At 69.1% G+C, this 15,744-nt stretch carries 18 protein-coding genes; 5 read left to right on the forward strand and 13 right to left on the reverse strand.

What is annotated here, in order from left to right; translation table 11 throughout:
• Positions 1-11: 11 nt before the first annotated feature.
• The 13 genes from AC1RAA_RS13290 to flgB form a co-directional block, all read right to left on the reverse strand.
• A complete protein-coding gene (locus AC1RAA_RS13290; protein ID WP_492728828.1) occupies positions 12-1,634 on the reverse strand; it encodes a methyl-accepting chemotaxis protein in 1,623 nt (540 codons plus the stop codon).
• A 16-nt stretch (positions 1,635-1,650) separates the two neighbouring features.
• Positions 1,651-3,231 carry a methyl-accepting chemotaxis protein gene (locus AC1RAA_RS13295; protein WP_492728826.1) on the reverse strand — a complete coding sequence of 527 codons (1,581 nt, stop codon included), beginning with the start codon at positions 3,229-3,231 and terminating at the stop codon, positions 1,651-1,653.
• Between the two features lie 190 nt (positions 3,232-3,421).
• On the reverse strand, positions 3,422-3,703 hold the full coding sequence (locus AC1RAA_RS13300; RefSeq protein ID WP_492728824.1) for a hypothetical protein: 282 nt from the start codon (positions 3,701-3,703) through the stop codon (positions 3,422-3,424).
• 7 nt (positions 3,704-3,710) lie between these two features.
• Positions 3,711-5,276, reverse strand: coding sequence for a methyl-accepting chemotaxis protein (locus AC1RAA_RS13305; protein ID WP_492728822.1), 1,566 nt, complete (start codon positions 5,274-5,276; stop codon positions 3,711-3,713).
• A gap of 70 nt (positions 5,277-5,346) precedes the next feature.
• A complete protein-coding gene (gene flgJ, locus AC1RAA_RS13310) occupies positions 5,347-6,339 on the reverse strand; it encodes a flagellar assembly peptidoglycan hydrolase FlgJ (protein WP_492728820.1) in 993 nt (330 codons plus the stop codon).
• 10 nt (positions 6,340-6,349) lie between these two features.
• Positions 6,350-7,471 (reverse strand): flagellar basal body P-ring protein FlgI, encoded by a 1,122-nt coding sequence (locus AC1RAA_RS13315; protein ID WP_492728818.1) that lies wholly within the window; start codon positions 7,469-7,471, stop codon positions 6,350-6,352.
• Positions 7,471-8,166, reverse strand: coding sequence for a flagellar basal body L-ring protein FlgH (locus tag AC1RAA_RS13320; protein ID WP_492728816.1), 696 nt, complete (start codon positions 8,164-8,166; stop codon positions 7,471-7,473). Before AC1RAA_RS13320 ends, AC1RAA_RS13315 begins: the two co-directional genes overlap by 1 nt.
• The gene (flgG, locus tag AC1RAA_RS13325) at positions 8,166-8,948 is read right to left on the reverse strand and encodes a flagellar basal-body rod protein FlgG (protein ID WP_062469245.1); all 783 of its coding nucleotides are present in this window, start codon (positions 8,946-8,948) and stop codon (positions 8,166-8,168) included. The genes AC1RAA_RS13320 and flgG overlap by 1 nt, the downstream gene beginning before the upstream one ends.
• Before the next feature lie 23 nt (positions 8,949-8,971).
• A complete protein-coding gene (locus tag AC1RAA_RS13330) occupies positions 8,972-9,718 on the reverse strand; it encodes a flagellar basal body rod protein FlgF (protein WP_492728814.1) in 747 nt (248 codons plus the stop codon).
• A 13-nt stretch (positions 9,719-9,731) separates the two neighbouring features.
• The gene (flgE, locus tag AC1RAA_RS13335; protein ID WP_095946600.1) at positions 9,732-10,946 is read right to left on the reverse strand and encodes a flagellar hook protein FlgE; all 1,215 of its coding nucleotides are present in this window, start codon (positions 10,944-10,946) and stop codon (positions 9,732-9,734) included.
• 82 nt (positions 10,947-11,028) lie between these two features.
• The gene (locus AC1RAA_RS13340; RefSeq protein WP_070061527.1) at positions 11,029-11,715 is read right to left on the reverse strand and encodes a flagellar hook assembly protein FlgD; all 687 of its coding nucleotides are present in this window, start codon (positions 11,713-11,715) and stop codon (positions 11,029-11,031) included.
• A 44-nt stretch (positions 11,716-11,759) separates the two neighbouring features.
• Positions 11,760-12,155 (reverse strand): flagellar basal body rod protein FlgC, encoded by a 396-nt coding sequence (gene flgC / locus AC1RAA_RS13345; protein WP_492728811.1) that lies wholly within the window; start codon positions 12,153-12,155, stop codon positions 11,760-11,762.
• Entirely contained in the window at positions 12,152-12,559 is a 408-nt protein-coding gene (gene flgB, locus AC1RAA_RS13350) for a flagellar basal body rod protein FlgB (protein ID WP_159274363.1), read from the reverse strand. The genes flgC and flgB overlap by 4 nt, the downstream gene beginning before the upstream one ends.
• A 221-nt stretch (positions 12,560-12,780) precedes the next feature.
• Here flgB and flgA point away from each other — a divergent pair, with 221 nt between their 5' ends.
• The 5 genes from flgA to AC1RAA_RS13375 all read left to right on the forward strand — a co-directional run bounded on the left by flgA (position 12,781) and on the right by AC1RAA_RS13375 (position 15,722).
• Complete coding sequence (flgA, locus tag AC1RAA_RS13355) at positions 12,781-13,479, forward strand: flagellar basal body P-ring formation chaperone FlgA (RefSeq protein ID WP_492728809.1); 699 nt, start codon at positions 12,781-12,783, stop codon at positions 13,477-13,479.
• Positions 13,480-13,575: 96 nt separating this feature from the next.
• Positions 13,576-13,872, forward strand: coding sequence for a flagellar biosynthesis anti-sigma factor FlgM (flgM, locus tag AC1RAA_RS13360; protein ID WP_070061524.1), 297 nt, complete (start codon positions 13,576-13,578; stop codon positions 13,870-13,872).
• On the forward strand, positions 13,869-14,324 hold the full coding sequence (locus AC1RAA_RS13365; protein WP_492728807.1) for a flagella synthesis protein FlgN: 456 nt from the start codon (positions 13,869-13,871) through the stop codon (positions 14,322-14,324). Before flgM ends, AC1RAA_RS13365 begins: the two co-directional genes overlap by 4 nt.
• 9 nt (positions 14,325-14,333) lie before the next feature.
• A complete protein-coding gene (locus AC1RAA_RS13370; RefSeq protein WP_492728805.1) occupies positions 14,334-14,768 on the forward strand; it encodes a YadA-like family protein in 435 nt (144 codons plus the stop codon).
• A 123-nt stretch (positions 14,769-14,891) separates the two neighbouring features.
• Complete coding sequence (locus AC1RAA_RS13375; RefSeq protein ID WP_159278106.1) at positions 14,892-15,722, forward strand: response regulator transcription factor; 831 nt, start codon at positions 14,892-14,894, stop codon at positions 15,720-15,722.
• Positions 15,723-15,744: the final 22 nt, after the last annotated feature.

Genomic DNA, 15,744 nt, shown 5'->3' on the forward strand with positions numbered 1-15,744 from the left:
CTTCTCCTCGTTCAATACGCATCCCGGGCGCCGGCACCCTCGCCCGCCCCGGTCCTGAATACCCCTGCGGCCCGGACCAGGCCCTGCGCCTGTTCCTGCAGCGACTGCGCCGTGGCCGACGCTTCCTCGACCAATGTGGCGTTCTGCTGCGTCACCTGGTCCATCTGTGCGATGGCCTGGTTGATCTGCTCGATGCCCGAGGTCTGCTCCTGGCTCGCCGTCGTGATCTCGCCCATGATGTCGGTCACGCGCTTCACGCTGCCGACGATCTCCTGCATGGTCCGGCCGGCCTCGGCCACCTGCTTGCTGCCCGCCTCGACCTTCTCCACCGAGTCGCCGATGAGGGTCTTGATTTCCTTCGCGGCCGCGGCCGAGCGCTGCGCGAGGCTGCGCACTTCCGACGCGACCACGGCAAAGCCCTTGCCCTGCTCGCCCGCGCGCGCGGCTTCCACGGCCGCGTTCAGCGCCAGGATGTTGGTCTGGAACGCGATGCCGTCGATCACGCCGATGATGTCGACGATCTTTTTCGACGAGGCGTTGATCGAGCCCATCGTGTCCACGACCTGCGACACCACGGCGCCGCCCTTCACCGCCACTTCGGAGGCGGAGACGGCCAGCTGGTTCGCCTGCAATGCGTTGTCCGCGTTCTGCTTCACGGTCGAGGTCAGCTCTTCCATCGACGCCGCCGTCTGCTCGAGCGAGCTGGCCTGCTGCTCGGTGCGCGAGGACAGGTCCTCGTTGCCCGAGGCGATCTGGCTCGACGCCGACATCACGCCCGCGACGTTCGCGCCCACGTCCGCGACGATCGCGAAGAGGTTGGCGCTCATCTGGTTCAGCGCGCGCAGCAGCCCCGCGATCTCGTCGCCCGGCCGCACCGTGAAGCGCACGAGGTCGCCGCCCGCGATGGTGCGCGCGACCTCGATGGCTTCGTCGAGCGGACGGAACACCGTGCGCCCGAGGAACGCACCCAGGCCCAGCCACGCCAGCGCGGCGCCAAGGCTGCCCGCTGCCACGGCGGTGGGCAGCCAGCTGTGCGCGCCGGACGCAGCGGCCAGACGGGACGCTTCCATCCAGCCCATCGCGCCCAGGCCCGCTGACAGCGCCGCCGCCGCGACGGTCACGCCGAACACGCGGCGCCGCACCGGGATGCGCCGCAGCCGCGCCAGCGGATTGGTCCAGCCGCTGCGCACCACCTCGCCCTGCAGCAGTTCGAGGCCCTTGGCCTCGCCCTCGCGCATGCGGCGGTAGAGCGCATCGGCGGCGGCCACGTCCTCGCGCGCGGGGCGGCTGCGCACGGACATGTAGCCCTCCACGCGGCCCTGGTGACGGATCGGCGTGACGTTGGCCAGGACCCAATAGAAGTCGCCGTTCTTGCGCCGGTTCTTGATCAGGCCGGTCCACGGAAGGCCCTGGTCCAGCGTGCGCCACAGGTCGGCGAAGGCCTCGGGCGGCACGTCGGGATGGCGCACGATGTTGTGCGCCTTGCCCAGCAGTTCGCCGGCCGTGAAGCCGCTGGCCGCGACGAAGGCCGGGTTGACGTAGGTGATGCGGCCCTTGAGGTCGGTGCGGGACACCAGGGCCTCTTCCTTCGAGAGTTCGTATTCGATGTCGGTGACGGGCAGATTGACACGCATGGCCGGTGCGTCGCCTTCAGGCCAGGGCCAGCGCGTTGCTGTGGGCGCTGCTGCCGCCGAGGCGGAACACGCCGACGACCTGCGACAGGCTGCCGGCCTGCTCCTGCAGCGACTGCGCCGCCGCCGAGGCTTCTTCGACCAGCGCCGCGTTCTGCTGCGTCACCTGGTCCATCTGCGTGATCGCCTGGTTGATCTGCTCGATGCCCGAGGTCTGTTCCTGGCTCGCTGCCGTGATCTCGCCCATGATGTCCGTCACACGCTTCACGCTGCCCACGATCTCTTCCATCGTGCGGCCGGCTTCTGCGACTTGCTTGCTGCCTTCTTCGACCTTCTCTACCGAGTCACCGATCAGGGTCTTGATTTCCTTCGCAGCGGCTGCGGAGCGTTGGGCCAAGCTGCGGACTTCGGAGGCGACCACGGCAAAGCCACGACCTTGCTCGCCAGCGCGTGCGGCTTCAACGGCCGCATTCAACGCCAGGATGTTGGTCTGGAACGCGATGCCGTCGATCACGCCGATGATGTCGACGATCTTCTTGGAGGACGCATTGATCGAGCCCATCGTGTCTACGACCTGCGAGACCACGGCGCCGCCCTTCACGGCCACTTCCGAAGCGGAGACGGCCAGCTGATTCGCCTGCCGTGCGTTGTCCGCGTTCTGCTTCACCGTCGAGGTCAGTTCTTCCATCGAAGCCGCCGTCTGCTCCAGCGAGCTGGCTTGCTCTTCGGTGCGTGACGAAAGATCCTGGTTTCCCGAAGCAATCTGCCCCGAGGCCGTGGCGATCGTCTCCGTGCCCGTGCGCACTTCGCCCACCACCTTGGCGAGATTCGCGTTCATGTCCTTCAGCGCCTGCATCAGCTGGCCCGCTTCGTCGCGGCTGTCCACACGGATGTTCGCGCTCAGGTCGCCGGCCGCCACGGTCTCGGCCACTTCGAGCGCATGGCCCAGCGGGCGCACGATGCCCAGCGTGAGACGCCAGGCGAACAGCGCGCCCAGCGCCAGCGCGATGGCCGACAGCACGAGCAGCGTGGTGCGGCCTTCGGTGTGGTCGGCCGCGATGCCCTTGGCGGCGGCGTCGATCTTCTCGCGCTGGTGGTTGGCCAGGTTTTCGACGGCGCCGGCGTAGACAGAGAGCGCCGCGCTGAACTTGGTGTCGACCAGCACATTGGCTTCGTCGATCTTCTTCTCGTCCTTGAGCTTGTTGAGCGTGCCCACGGTCTCGAGCACGACGACGCGCGCCGCGACCACCGCGGCATAGAGCGCCTTTTCTTCCGGCGTGGCGAGCATGGCTTCCAGCTGCTTCTGCGCCGGCGTGATGCGCGCCGAGCCGGCCGCCTGGAGCTTGGCGAAATAGGCCGCCACCTCGGGGTCGGTGGTCTTGACCATCGCGTAGTTGGCCACCGTGTTCGACTTGAGCAGGCTGAGCCATTCGGCCGCCAGCCGCTCCTTGACCAGCGCGCCCTGCACCATCTCGTCGGTCGCCTGGCCCACGTTCGTGAGGCGCAGCACGCCCGTGCCCGCAATGAACGCCATCAGCAGCAGCAGCACCGCGAAGCCGAGCCCCAGGCGGGTGCCGATTTTCAGATCCTTCAAACTCATTGCGCTTCTCTTCCTTCAATAACGGGGGACGGTGGCCGCATCGCGCGGCGGGCCACCGGCATGACATGACGGCATGGCGGGACGGCGGCCTGCGCCACCCCGTCTCCCTGTTATCGGCAGCGCGCCGCCAGACTTGAGTCTTTTTTCTAAAGAAAGGCGCGGATCGGGACGCGGGCGCATGCGTTCTCTGTCAGGCGTCGGTGGCGTTGACGTGCTGGAACACCCGGTCCAGCCGCTCGGCGACCTTGGCGTCATGGTGACTTGCACGGGCTCGTGCGTGCGCCGCGACGCCCGCGAGACCCAGGCCCGTCAGGCCGGCGGCGCCCGCCAGCGCCCACACGGCATGGAGCGCCCAAGCGCAGCCGGTGCCGACATGGAAGCCGAGGAAGAGCGCCACGGCCAGCAGCAGGAGCAATGCGGCGAAGCCCATGCCGACGCGGCGCAAGGCTTTCGGATGGAAATGCGTGGACACGGGGCGTTCAGGCCGCAACGGCTTCGTCGGCGTCGAGCTTGAAGGTGCTCACGGCCTCGACCAGAGCGCCGGCCTGTTCCTGCAGCGACTGCGCCGCGGCCGAGGCCTCTTCGACCAGCGCCGCGTTCTGCTGCGTGACCTGGTCCATCTGCGTGATCGCCTGGTTGATCTGCTCGATGCCCGAGGTCTGTTCCTGGCTCGCAGCGGTGATCTCGCCCATGATGTCGGTCACGCGCTTCACGCTGCCGACGATCTCTTCCATCGTGCGGCCGGCTTCTGCGACTTGCTTGCTGCCTTCTTCGACCTTTTCTACCGAGTCGCCGATCAGCGTCTTGATTTCCTTGGCGGCTGCGGCCGAGCGTTGGGCGAGGCTGCGGACTTCGGAAGCCACGACCGCAAAGCCACGACCTTGTTCACCAGCGCGTGCTGCTTCCACAGCAGCGTTCAACGCCAGGATGTTGGTCTGGAACGCGATGCCGTCGATCACGCCGATGATGTCCACGATCTTCTTGGACGAGGCATTGATCGACCCCATCGTGTCCACGACCTGCGACACCACAGCGCCGCCCTTCACTGCCACTTCCGAAGCAGAGACGGCCAGCTGGTTCGCTTGACGTGCGTTGTCCGCGTTCTGCTTGACCGTCGAGGTCAGCTCTTCCATCGACGCCGCCGTCTGCTCCAGCGAACTCGCCTGCTCTTCCGTGCGCGACGACAAGTCCTGGTTGCCCGCCGCGATCTGCCGCGACGCCACCGCGATCGAATCGGTCGAGGCCTTGATGCGCGTCACGAGGTCGGTGAGCGTGTCTTCCATCTCGCCCATGCCGCGCAGCAGCCGGCCGAAGTCGCCGCCGCGCTCGGTCTCGAACTCCTGGCTCAGGTCGCCGGAGGCCACGGTCTCGGCGATCAGCAGCGCCTCGGCCACCGGATCGGCGATGCTGCGCGTGAGCAGCCATGCGAGCACCGCGCCCAGCGCCAACGCGGCCACGGCCAGCGCGACGATGTAGATGAGGCCTGCGCGGTACTGCGCGTCGATGGCGGCGGCGGTGCTGTCGATGTGCTTCTGCTGGTGCGTCACCATGGCGCGGATGCCCGCGTCGTAGCCGTCGAGCATCGGCAGCAGCTGCGTGTCGGTGCGCGTCGCGGCCTCGTCCTTGCGGCCTTCGGTCTTCAGCTGGAGGATCTGCTGGCGCAGCGCGATGTACTCGCCGCGCCGCTTCTGGATGTCGGCGCTCAGCGCCAGCTCTTCCGGCGACACGAGCAGCGCCTCGAGCGCCTTCTGCGTCTCGGAGATGGTGGCGCTGGTGGCGGCGATCTGCTTTTGCAGGTGGGCCTGCACCTGCGCGTCGTCGCTCTTGAGCAGCGAGAAGGTGCGCACGCTGTTGGTGGCCGTGCCCAGCTGCCAGGCCGTGGCCAGGCGCTCCTTGGACAGGGTGCGCGAGGCCATGTCCTGCGTGGCCTCGCCCACGCCCTGCAGCCGCAGCACGCCGATGCCCGCCACGGCCACCAGCAGCGCCAGCACCAGCGCAAAGCCGGCGCCCAGCCGCATTCCGATCGTCCAGTTCTTTATCGTCATTCGCTTGTCTCCTCTCGGGGCCTCTCGTGTCGTTGTTCTCGGGTCCGGGCAGTCAGGCTGTGCGAGCGGCTCAGCCGAACTTCTGCATGATGCGAACCAGCTTCTCGCCGTACTTCGGGTCGGTGGCATAGCCCGCGCGCTGCAGGCCGTGCGCGGCCTCGGCCGGATCGGCGGTCGCCAGCACGTTCGCGTAGCGCGGGTTGCGCGTGATGAAGCGCGCGTAGTCGGTGAAGGCCTCCTCGTACGAGGCGTAGGCGCGGAACTTCGCGCGCACCTTCTGCGGCTCGCCGTCGATGTATTCGGTGGTGGTGGTCTCGACCGTCGCGCCCTTCCAGCCCTTGTCGGCCTTGATGCCGAAGAGGTTGAAGCTTTGCGTGCCGTCGTCGGCGCGGATCTCGCGCTTGCCCCAGCCCGATTCGAGCGCGGCCTGCGCCAGGATCAGCGGCGCCGGCACGCCGCTGGCGGCGCTGGCCGCCTGTGCCGAAGCGCCCATGCGGTCCACGAACGCATCGACCTGGCCTTGCAGCGAGGCGTTCGCGGCCGGTGCGGGACCGCTCTTGACTTGATAGACGCCCAGATCGGCAGCCGTCGACACGCGCGCGCCCGGCGCCGAGCCGATGGGAATGCCCGCGCGCGGGCCGTACGGCAGGCCGGCGGGTGGCTCCAGCGACATCGGCCGCGTGCCGATGCCCTCGTCGGCTTCAGGCGCCGCCGAAGGCAATTGCCGCCGCAGCTGCGCCAGCATCGCCTCGGCCAGCCCCACGCCGCGCCCCGAGAGGTTCTGCGTGAGCTGCTGGTCGAACATCGACAAATAGACCTTCTGGTCCTGGCTGTCGAGCAGGCCGCTCGACGGCGTGGCCTCGCGCATGCTCTTGAGCACCATGTTCATGAACAGCGCCTCGAACTGGCGAGAGACCTGCTGCAGGCCCTCTTCGGGCGAGGTGCGCACCGTGCGCCGCAGCGCATCGACGCCCTGCACGTCGAGCGCAAAACGCTGGTCGAGCGCGCCGCTGCGGCTGGCCGCGTCGGTGCCGGTCCATGCGCTGTGGGGAGAGATGGTCATGCCGTCGGCCTCAGATGATCTCGAGCTCGGCGCTCAAAGCGCCGGCCGACTTCATGGCCTGCAGGATCGACACCAGGTCCTGCGGGTTCGCACCCAGGCTGTTCAGCCCCTTGACCACATCGGCCAGCGAGGCGCCGCCGCGCACCATCTGGATCGCGCCGCCGCCCTGGTTGACGGAAATCTGCGAGGTCTGCGCCACCACCGTGCTGCCGCCCGAGAACGCGCCCGGTTGGCTGATCACCGGCTCGGTGTTGATCACCACCGACAGGTTGCCGTGCGCGATGGCGCAGTCTTTCACGCGCACCGCCTGGTTCATCACGACCGAGCCCGTGCGCGCATTCACCACCACCCGCGCGCCCGCCTGCGTGGGCGTGACCTCGAGCTCCTGCAGCTGCGCGAGAAAGCCCACGCGCCGCTGCGGCTCGGGCGCCTGCACGCGGATCACGCGCGCGTCCATCGCTTCGGCGGTGCCGGCGCCGAACTGGCGGTTGATGGCGTCCGTGGCGCGCTGCGCGGTGCCGAAATCGGAGCGGTTCAGCTCGATGGTGAACGAGCCTTCCGCGCCCACCGGCGCCTCGACCGTGCGCTCCACCAGCGCGCCGGCGGGAATGCGCCCCGAGCTCAGCTGGTTGACCTGCACCTTGCTGCCGTTGGCCGACGCACCCGCGCCGCCCACCACCATGTTGCCCTGCGCCACCGCATAGGTCGCGCCGTCCACGCCCTTGAGCGGCGTCATCAGCAGCGTGCCACCGCGCAGGCTCTTGGCATTGCCCATGGACGACACGGTGACGTCGATGTTCTGGCCCGGCCGCGCGAACGATGGCAGCGTGGCCGTCACCATGACGGCCGCCACGTTCTTCAGCTGCATGTTCACGCCCTGCGGGATCGTGATGCCCAGCTGCTGCAGCATGTTGTTCAGGCTCTGCGTGGTGAACGGCGTCTGCATCGTCTGGTCGCCCGTGCCGTCCAGGCCGACCATGAGGCCGTAGCCGATGAGCGGGTTGTCGCGCACGCCCTGGATGCTGGCGAGTTCCTTCAGGCGCTCCGCATGCGCGGGCGCGATGAACAGGAGCGCGCACAGCGCTGCGATGCGCCAGCGATTCGAAGCAGGTGAAGCCTGGAGGTGTGTCATCAGAAAGGCATCACGTTGAGGAAGATGCGCTGCATCCAGCCCATGTGCTGGGCCTCGTCGATGTAGCCCTTGGCCGAGTACTCGATGCGCGCATCGGCCACCAGCGTCGAGGGCACGGTGTTGTTGCCCGACACGGTGCGCGGGTTCACCACGCCCGAGAAGCGGATGTACTCGGTGCCCTGGTTGATGCCCATCTGCTTCTCGCCGCTCACGAGCAGGTTGCCGTTGGACATGACGTCGGTCACGGTGACGGTGATCACGCCGTTGAAGGTGTTGTTGGCATTGGCGCCGCCCTTGGCGTTGAGCGTGTTGGTGCCCGACAGCTTGGTGTCCTGCCCGTCGAGCAGGCCGCCGATGAGCTTGGGAATGGCCGCGAACACGCTGGTCGTGTTGCCCGTGCGGCTGGCATTGGCGCCCGAGTTCTTGGTCGCGTTGACCTTCTCGCTGATGAGGATGGTGAGGATGTCACCGACGTTGCGCGGGCGGCGGTCTTCGAACAGCGCGTTGGCGCCGGGGCCGTCCTGGAAGATCGCACCCGGCGCGCGGCGCGCCTGCACCGCCGCGTACTGGTCGGCGCGCGCCGTCATCGGCTGGTGCACCAGCGGCTCGCGCGGCACCTGCGCGCAGCCGGCGGCCAGCGCGGTGGCGAGCAGCAGCGCCGCCGCACGGCGAAGAAGACGCACCCCCGCCCGCATCACAACTGGGCCAGGCGCTGCAGCATCTGGTCCGAGGTCTGGACCGCCTTGCTGTTGATTTCGTACGAGCGCTGGGTGGCGATCATGTTGACCAGCTCTTCCACCACGTTGACGTTGGAGGCCTCGACATAGCCCTGGCTCAGCGTGCCCGCGCCGTCCACGCCGGGGTTCACCTGGTTGGGCGCGCCCGAGGCGTCGGTCTCGGCGTACAGGTTCTCGCCCTGGCTCTGCAGGCCCGTCGGGTTGACGAAGGTCGCGAGCTGCAGCTGGCCGACCTGCACGGTGTTGGTACCGCCCGCCTGCACCACCGACACGATGCCGTCGCGGCCCACGGTGATGCTGGTGGCGTTGGCCGGGATGGTGATGGCCGGCTGCACCGGGAAGCCGCTGGCGGTGACCAGCTGGCCGTCGCGATCGGTCTGGAACGAGCCGTCGCGCGTGTACGAGGTGGTGCCGTCGGGCATCAGCACCTGGAAGAAGCCGCTGCCGCTGATGGCCACGTCGGTCGGCTTGTCGGTCTTCGTGAGGTTGCCCTGCGAGTGGATGCGCTCGGTGGCGACCACGTGCACGCCGGTGCCCACCTGCAGGCCCGAGGGCAGGCGCGTCTGGTCGGAGCTCTGGCCGCCGACCTGGCGCAGGTTCTGGTAGACCAGGTCTTCGAACACGGCGCGGCTGCGCTTGAAGCCGGTGGTGCCGACGTTGGCCAGGTTGTTGGAGACCACGTCGAGCTGCGTCTGCTGCGCGTCCAGGCCGGTCTTGGCGATGTAGAGGGAGCGGATCATTGAAAGGAGTTCCTGGAAGAGGGTCAGCCGTAGGCCAGCAGCTTGTTGGCGGTCTGCGCGTTGATGTCGGCGGTCTGCAGCGACTTCATCTGCATCTCGAAGCTGCGCGCGTTGGCGATCATGGCCACCATGGCATCGACCGGCTGCACGTTGCTGCCCTCGATGGCGCCGGAGATGAGCGTGACGGCCTCGTCGGCCTCGGCCGGCGGCAGGTCGGCGCGCATGCGGAACAGGCCGTCGTCGCCGCGCACGAGGTCGGTCACGGGCGGGTTGACGAGCTTGAGACGGCCCACCTCGGCGATGCCGGTGAGCACGGTCGAGGCCGCGTCGCGCGAACCCACGAGGCCGTTGGACGCAATGCTCACGGCCGAACCCGGCGGCACGGTGAGCGCGCCGTTGTCGCCCACCACGGGGCGCCCGCCCATCGTCGTGAGCTGGCCGTCGGCGCCGATCTGCAGGTTGCCGACGCGCGTGTAGGCCTCGCTGCCGTCGGCCGCCTGCACCACCAGCCAGCCCTGGCCGCCCACGGCCACGTCGAGCGCGCGGCCGGTCTGCGTGAGCGGGCCGTGCGTGAAGTCGGCGCCGGGCGTGGTGGCGGCCACGAAGGCGCGCGTGGGCGCTTCTTCGCCGATCACGGGCACGGCGCGGAAGGTCGCGATCTGCGCACGGAAACCCGGCGTCGAGACGTTCGCCATGTTGTTGGCGACCACGGCCTGCTGCTCCATGGCCTGCTTGGCGCCGCTCATGGCGACATACAGCATTCGATCCACGAAGTGCTCCTGCTCAGCGGATGTTCATGAGCGTCTGCATGACCTGGTCCTGCGTCTTCACGGTCTGCGCATTGGCCTGGTAGTTGCGCTGCGCGACGATGAGGTTCACCAGCTCGGAGGTCAGGTCGACGTTGGACGACTCCAGCGCGCCCGAGGCCAGCGAGCCGGCCTTGGTGCCTTCGCCCGGCGTTCCGGTGAGCGCATTGCCCGAGGCCTGCGTCTCGGCCCACACGTTGTTGCCCTTGGGCTCCAGGCCGTTCGGGTTGGCGAAGGACGACAGCACGACCTGGCCCAGCAGGCGCGTCTGCTCGTTGGAGAACTTGCCGGTGATGGTGCCGTCGGGGTTGATCGAGAACGCGGTGAGCTCGCCCGACTTGTAGCCGTCCTGGCCCAGCTTGCTCATGCCGTTGGCGCTGCCGAACTGCGTGGTGCCCGTGAGGTCGACCGAGGCGGTGAGCGGCGAGGCGCCGTTGGTGAAGGTGAGCGGCCCGATGTTGAACGCGCCCGAGGCAGGCGCGGTCATGACACCCTTGGCGTCGAAAGTCACGTTGGACAGCGCGGCGCCACCGTTCAGCGGCGCGCCGTCGGAGGTGCCGTACACGCTCCAGGTGTTGGCCGCGGTCTTCACGAAGTACACGGCCACGTCGTGCGGGTTGCCCAGCGAGTCGTAGATGGGGCCGATGGCGTTCGGGTAGTTGTAGGTGGCGGCGTCGGTGGGGTTGAACGGCGTCTTGGCTGGCACCGTGCTGCGCGCGTCGAGGTTGAACTGCGCGTCGATGTTGGCCGTGGGCTTGGGCGGCATCATGCCGCCCTGCACCTGGATCGGGCCCGGCGTGCCGCCGCTGATGCCGCCGCTGGCGTTGGCGCCGTAGCCGGTGAGCTGCAGGCCCTGCGCGTTGACGATGTAGCCGTCCTTGTCGCGCGTGAACTGGCCGTTGCGCGAGTAGAAGACCTCGCCGCTGGGGCTGGCCAGGCGAAAGAAGCCGTCGCCGTTGAGGATGGCCACGTCCAGCGGGCGCGTGCTCGACTGCGTCACGCCCTGCGTGAAGTTCTGCGTCACGCCCGACACCGAGGCGCCCAGGCCCACGCGCGAGCCGGCGTACACGTCCTGGAAGGTGGCGGCGGCCGACTTGTAGCCCACCGTGCCCGAGTTGGCGATGTTGTTGCCGATGACGTCCAGGTTGGCCGCGGCCACGCCGAGTCCGCTGATGCCTTGGGAGAAACTCATGAGGGGGTCCTTGTTCGGTGCGAGGAAGAAGAGTGCGAAGGGCGCGGCCCGCACGGACCACGCCGAAGACGAAGACGAAAGCTCAGAGGAACAGGCGCACGTCGCCCAGCCCGATGCTGGCGCCCGAGGCCAGCTCCAGCGTGACGCCGCCGGCGCCCTGCTTCACGGCGGCCACCTGCGAGAAGGTGAGCGCGGTGGCCTTCACCGTCGTGCCGTTGTTGCTGGCATCGACCGTGAAGCGGTAGGCGCCCGGCGGCACCGCCACGCCCAGGTCGTCCTTGCCGTCCCAGGTGACGGCGTTGACGCCTTCCTTCATGGCGCCCGCGTCGAGCGTGCGGATCACCTTGCCGGTGCTGTCGACGATCTTGATCTCGACGTCGGCGGCGGTGCCCGGCAGCTGCACGGCGAAGGCCTGCGTGGCGGGGTCCTTGCCGTCCTCGGGCTTCTTGGTGGTGAGCACGTCGCCGGGCGACAGCACGTTGTAGCCGATGAGCGAGGTGGCCTGCAGCAGCTGGTTGGCGCCGGTCTGGTTGACCAGGCCGGAGAGCGTGGCGTTGAGCTTCTCGATGCCGCTCACGGTGCTCATCTGCGCGAGCTGCGAAGTGAGCTCGGCGTTCTGCATCGGGTTGAGCGGGTCCTGGTTGTTCAGCTGCGTGACCAGCAGCTTGAGAAAGCGCTGCTCGCTGTCGGCACTGGAGACGTTGTTGTTGCTGTTCGCCGCCGTGGGCGCGTTCAGCCCGCTGATGGACGAGGTGTCGGAAAGGGCCATGGGGTCGGTGTTCTTCCTGCGGGAGGCGCGTGTGCGTGCGTGGGTTACTGGCCGATGGTCAGCGTCTTGACCATCAGCGTCTTGGCGGTGTTGAGCACCTCGACGTTGGCCTGGTAGCTGCGCGAGGCCGAGATCATGTTGGTCATCTCCTCGACCACGTTGACGTTGGGCATCGCCACGTAGCCCTCGGCGTTGGCGTGCGGGCTCTTCGGGTCGAACACCAGCTTGGCGGGCGACGGGTCTTCGATGACACCCGCCACCTTGACGCCGCCGATGTCGCGCCGGCCCGAGACCGCCACCTCGAACACCACCTGCTTGGCGCGGTAGGGCTGGCCGTCGGGGCCGGCCACGCTCTCGGCATTGGCGAGGTTGCTCGCGGTCACGTTCATGCGCTGCGATTGCGCGGTCATGGCGGAGCCCGCCACGTCGAAGATGTTCATGGCTGTACCGCCGACAGGAGCGACTTGATCTTGGCGTTGATGAGGGTCAGGTTCGACTCGTAGCGCAGCGCGTTGTCGGCGAAGGCCACGCGCTCGACGTCCATCTCGACCGTGTTGCCGTCGAGGCTGGACTGGTGCGGTACGCGGTACAGCAGGTCGTCGCCGGCCGTGGCCTGTGCCTGGCCCGCGAGGTGGCGCGACGAGGTGGTGGCCATCGACACCGACGATGCGGCGCGGCCGCGCTCGACGGCGTCGCTCAGGCGCGCGCCGAAGTCGAAGTCGCGCGCCTTGTAGTTCGGCGTGTCGGCATGGGCGATGTTGGCCGCGAGCACCTCCTGGCGCTGGGCCCGGAGATGGAGCGCTTCGCGGTGGAAGCGAAACGCCGCATCCAGCTTGTCGATCATCTTTGTTCCATCTGTTGAGGCGTCGCCAGTGCACGGGGCGCAGCGACCGATGGAAAGCAAGTCTATGCATGCGGCGCGTTGGCAATCGCCCGAACAAAGGGGGGTTTCGCCTGCTGCTCGCACCTTCGCCGACGGGGTGAATTCATAAGAATCCAGGGGCGCCGGTTGCGGCTTATCTGCACCGGCGACCTCATTTTTCTGGCCCTCTTCTTTCGCTTTCGATGACCCTCTCGCCGCTTCGCCAACGCCTGCTGCGCACCGCCTGCGCGGTGGGGCTGTCGTGCGCGGTGTCGACCGGTGCGATCGCAGGCGATGTGGCCGCGAAGGCCGTCGAGACCTACCTCCAGGTGCAGAGCGCCGGCCTGCCGGGCAAGGTGACGGTCAGCCTCGAAGGACGCGGCACCGAGGCCCTGCCCGCGTGCGAAGCCCCCGAGGTGTTCCTGCCGCCGGGCGTCACGCCGTGGGGCCGCCTCTCGGTGGGCGTGCGTTGCCATGCCGAACGGCCGTGGACGCGCTTCGTGCAGGCACGTGTCGCGGTGGAAGGCCGCTACCTGGTGGCGGCGCGCGCCATCGACGCGGGCCGGACGCTGGGCGTCGGCGACGTGGTCGAGCGCATCGGCGACCTCACGCGGCTGCCGCGCTCGGTGGTCACCAGCGCGGCCGAACTGGTCGGCGTGGTGAGCGCCAACCGCGTCGCGCCCGGCGCCCCGATCCGCAAGGAGCTGCTGCGCGGCGTCGCCGTGATCCAGCAGGGCCAGGCCGTGAAGGTGGTGGCGCAGGGGCCGGGCTTTGTCGTCAGCACCGAGGCCAAGGCCCTGAGCGGCGCCGCGGTGGGCGCCGTGGTGCAAGCCAGGACGCTGGACGGCCGGGTGATCCGCGGCGTGGCCGACGAGGAAGGACAGGTCCGGCTGGTGCAGTAGCGGCCGCCGCGCTCGCGCAGGCTTCACTTCATGCACGCCCTTCCTAAAGTTCTTGCACCGGCTGCCGATATACGGGTCAGCCCCTGAGGAATCACCTTGAAAATCGATCCCACCGCCCCTTCGGCCACGCCCCTGCACCGCACGCCCGCACCCGGCGCGCCGGCTCCGTCGACGCCCGCCGAGGCCGTGCAGCGCCCGAAGGAAGCGGCGCCCGTTTCCGCGCTCGTCCATGCGATGCCCGCCGCCGTGGGGGGCAGCGATTTCGACGCCGCGCGCGTGGCCGCCATCCGCGAGGACATCCGCGCCGGCCGCTACGAGATCCGCCCCGAGCGCATCGCCGACGGCCTGCTGGCCAGCGTGCGCGAGCTGCTCGCACCGAAGGGCGAGGCATGAGCACCTTGCTGGCGCACCTGCGCGCGGAAGCGGGCTGCATCGGGGAATTCCTCGTGGCGCTGGACCAGGAAGCGCAGGCCATGTCGGACAGCGACTTCGACGCGCTGAACGCCATCGCCGGCCGCAAGACCGCGCTGCTGGACCGCATGGCCGAACTCGACCGGCAGCGCGAATCGCTGCAGGCGGCGCAGGGCTTCGCGCCCGGCCGCGCGGGTGCGGATGCCGCCGCGGCCGCGGGCGGTGCGCCGACGCGCCAGGCCTGGAGCGAACTGCTCACGCTCGCCGAAGACGCGCGCAACCGCAACCTGCACAACGGCACGCTCGTGTACGCGCACCTGGACTTCACGCAGCAGGCGCTGCACTTCCTGCAGGCCCGCGCCCAACCTTTCTACGGCCCCGACGGCGTGCGCAAGACGCAGGCCGGCGCGGGCACCCGGCTGGCCGCCGGCTGAACAGCAGCCGTGAACGCATCCGCACGCTTCGCCCCCCGACGCACCGCGATCCTGCGGGTGCTGATGCTGTGGCTCGCGTGCGCCGGCGCCCATGCCTTCGAACTGGCGCCCGCCGTGCGCCCGGACGACGCCATCAACCTGGGCCAGCTGCACCCGGTGCGCGCGGCCGTCGGCGAGACGGCGCGCATCGCCTACTCGGGCGCGGCCATGGCCATCGCGATGTCGGCCGCCTACGTACCGACGTACCGGCCGGGCGAACAGTCGATCGGCCTGGCCTTCGGCAGCTACCGGGGCTATTCGGCCGCAGCGCTGGGCTTCAAGCGCAGCTCGGGCGACGGCGACATGGCCTGGGGCATGGGCGTGTCCAGCACGGGCCGGGACTGGGGCTTCAACGCGGGCATCGGCTGGAAGCTGCCGCGCAGCACGGCCGCCGCCCGCCCCTGAGCCCACGCCATCGCCCCGGGACGCCCTTCACCACCTTCGCATGGATGCCACCGACATGAAGACCTCTCCTGCCACGCCAACGCCCCGCCACGAGAAGGTCGCACGCCGGGGAGCCCGCGCGTGATGGCCGCGCAGCAGGGCGCGCGCCGCATCGCGATGGTGGGCTGCGACGAGGCGCAGCAGGCCGGCTGGGGCAACCGCCTGCGCCTGATGGGCTGCGATCCCGTGTGCTTCGACGACAGCACGGACTTCCTGCTGGCGATCACCCAGGGCCTGCAGTTCGGCCTGCTGCTGGTGGTGCTGAAGGACGAAGGCGCCTGGCCGATCCTCACGGCGATGTGCCGCGCGCTGCGCATTCCCATTTTTCTGGTGGCACGCGCCTCGCAGCGCGACCTGCTGGTCGACGTGCTGTCGGCCGCGGGCGGCGAGACGCAGGGCGCGAGCATCGACTTCGCGGTGCTGCCTGTCGACGAGTTCGAGGTGGAGCTGCGCGTGCGCGAATCGCTGCGGCGCAACCGCACGTTGCTGCAGCCGCACGCCACGGCCGCGTGCTTCGGCGACTACCAGTTCCTGGGCGAGCGCCGCGTGGTCGTGTGCCACGGCACCGAGGTGCGCCTGAAGCCGCGCGAGTTCGAACTGGCGCTGCTGCTGTTTCGCAACGCCGGCCGGCTGCTGGAGCGCGACTGGCTGCTGGCCTCGCTGTGGGTGGATGCGCGCATCGAACGCACCAGCCGCACGCTGGACTGCTGCGTGGCCAGCATCCGCCGCAAGCTGTCGCTGCACAAGGGCGGCGAGTTCGTGCTGGTCTCGGTGTATGGGCGCGGCTACGAGCTGCGGCACATGCCGGCCGCGCGGTGTGCCTCTGACGTCGACGAGGCGCCGCTGATCGACACCGCGGACTTCCCGGACACCTCGAACGAGCCGGTGTGGCTCGGCGAAAGCGCGCGGGCCTGAACATGCGCCCGCGCGACCCAAA

The sequence above is a fragment of the Variovorax sp. GW823-FHT04F07 genome (assembly GCF_058795995.1).

Bases quoted from the DNA above. Each gene is read 5' to 3' on its own strand.
- AC1RAA_RS13290 (WP_492728828.1), bottom strand. From the start codon at position 1,634: ATGCGTGTCAATCTGCCCGTCACCGACATCGAATACGAACTCTCGAAG.
- AC1RAA_RS13295 (WP_492728826.1), bottom strand. From the start codon at position 3,231: ATGAGTTTGAAGGATCTGAAAATCGGCACCCGCCTGGGGCTCGGCTTC.
- AC1RAA_RS13305 (WP_492728822.1), bottom strand. From the start codon at position 5,276: ATGACGATAAAGAACTGGACGATCGGAATGCGGCTGGGCGCCGGCTTT.
- flgJ (WP_492728820.1), bottom strand. From the start codon at position 6,339: ATGACCATCTCTCCCCACAGCGCATGGACCGGCACCGACGCGGCCAGC.
- AC1RAA_RS13315 (WP_492728818.1), bottom strand. From the start codon at position 7,471: ATGACACACCTCCAGGCTTCACCTGCTTCGAATCGCTGGCGCATCGCA.
- AC1RAA_RS13320 (WP_492728816.1), bottom strand. From the start codon at position 8,166: ATGCGGGCGGGGGTGCGTCTTCTTCGCCGTGCGGCGGCGCTGCTGCTC.
- flgG (WP_062469245.1), bottom strand. From the start codon at position 8,948: ATGATCCGCTCCCTCTACATCGCCAAGACCGGCCTGGACGCGCAGCAG.
- flgE (WP_095946600.1), bottom strand. From the start codon at position 10,946: ATGAGTTTCTCCCAAGGCATCAGCGGACTCGGCGTGGCCGCGGCCAAC.
- AC1RAA_RS13340 (WP_070061527.1), bottom strand. From the start codon at position 11,715: ATGGCCCTTTCCGACACCTCGTCCATCAGCGGGCTGAACGCGCCCACG.
- flgC (WP_492728811.1), bottom strand. From the start codon at position 12,155: ATGAACATCTTCGACGTGGCGGGCTCCGCCATGACCGCGCAATCGCAG.
- flgB (WP_159274363.1), bottom strand. From the start codon at position 12,559: ATGATCGACAAGCTGGATGCGGCGTTTCGCTTCCACCGCGAAGCGCTC.
- flgA (WP_492728809.1), top strand. From the start codon at position 12,781: ATGACCCTCTCGCCGCTTCGCCAACGCCTGCTGCGCACCGCCTGCGCG.
- AC1RAA_RS13365 (WP_492728807.1), top strand. From the start codon at position 13,869: ATGAGCACCTTGCTGGCGCACCTGCGCGCGGAAGCGGGCTGCATCGGG.
- AC1RAA_RS13375 (WP_159278106.1), top strand. From the start codon at position 14,892: ATGGCCGCGCAGCAGGGCGCGCGCCGCATCGCGATGGTGGGCTGCGAC.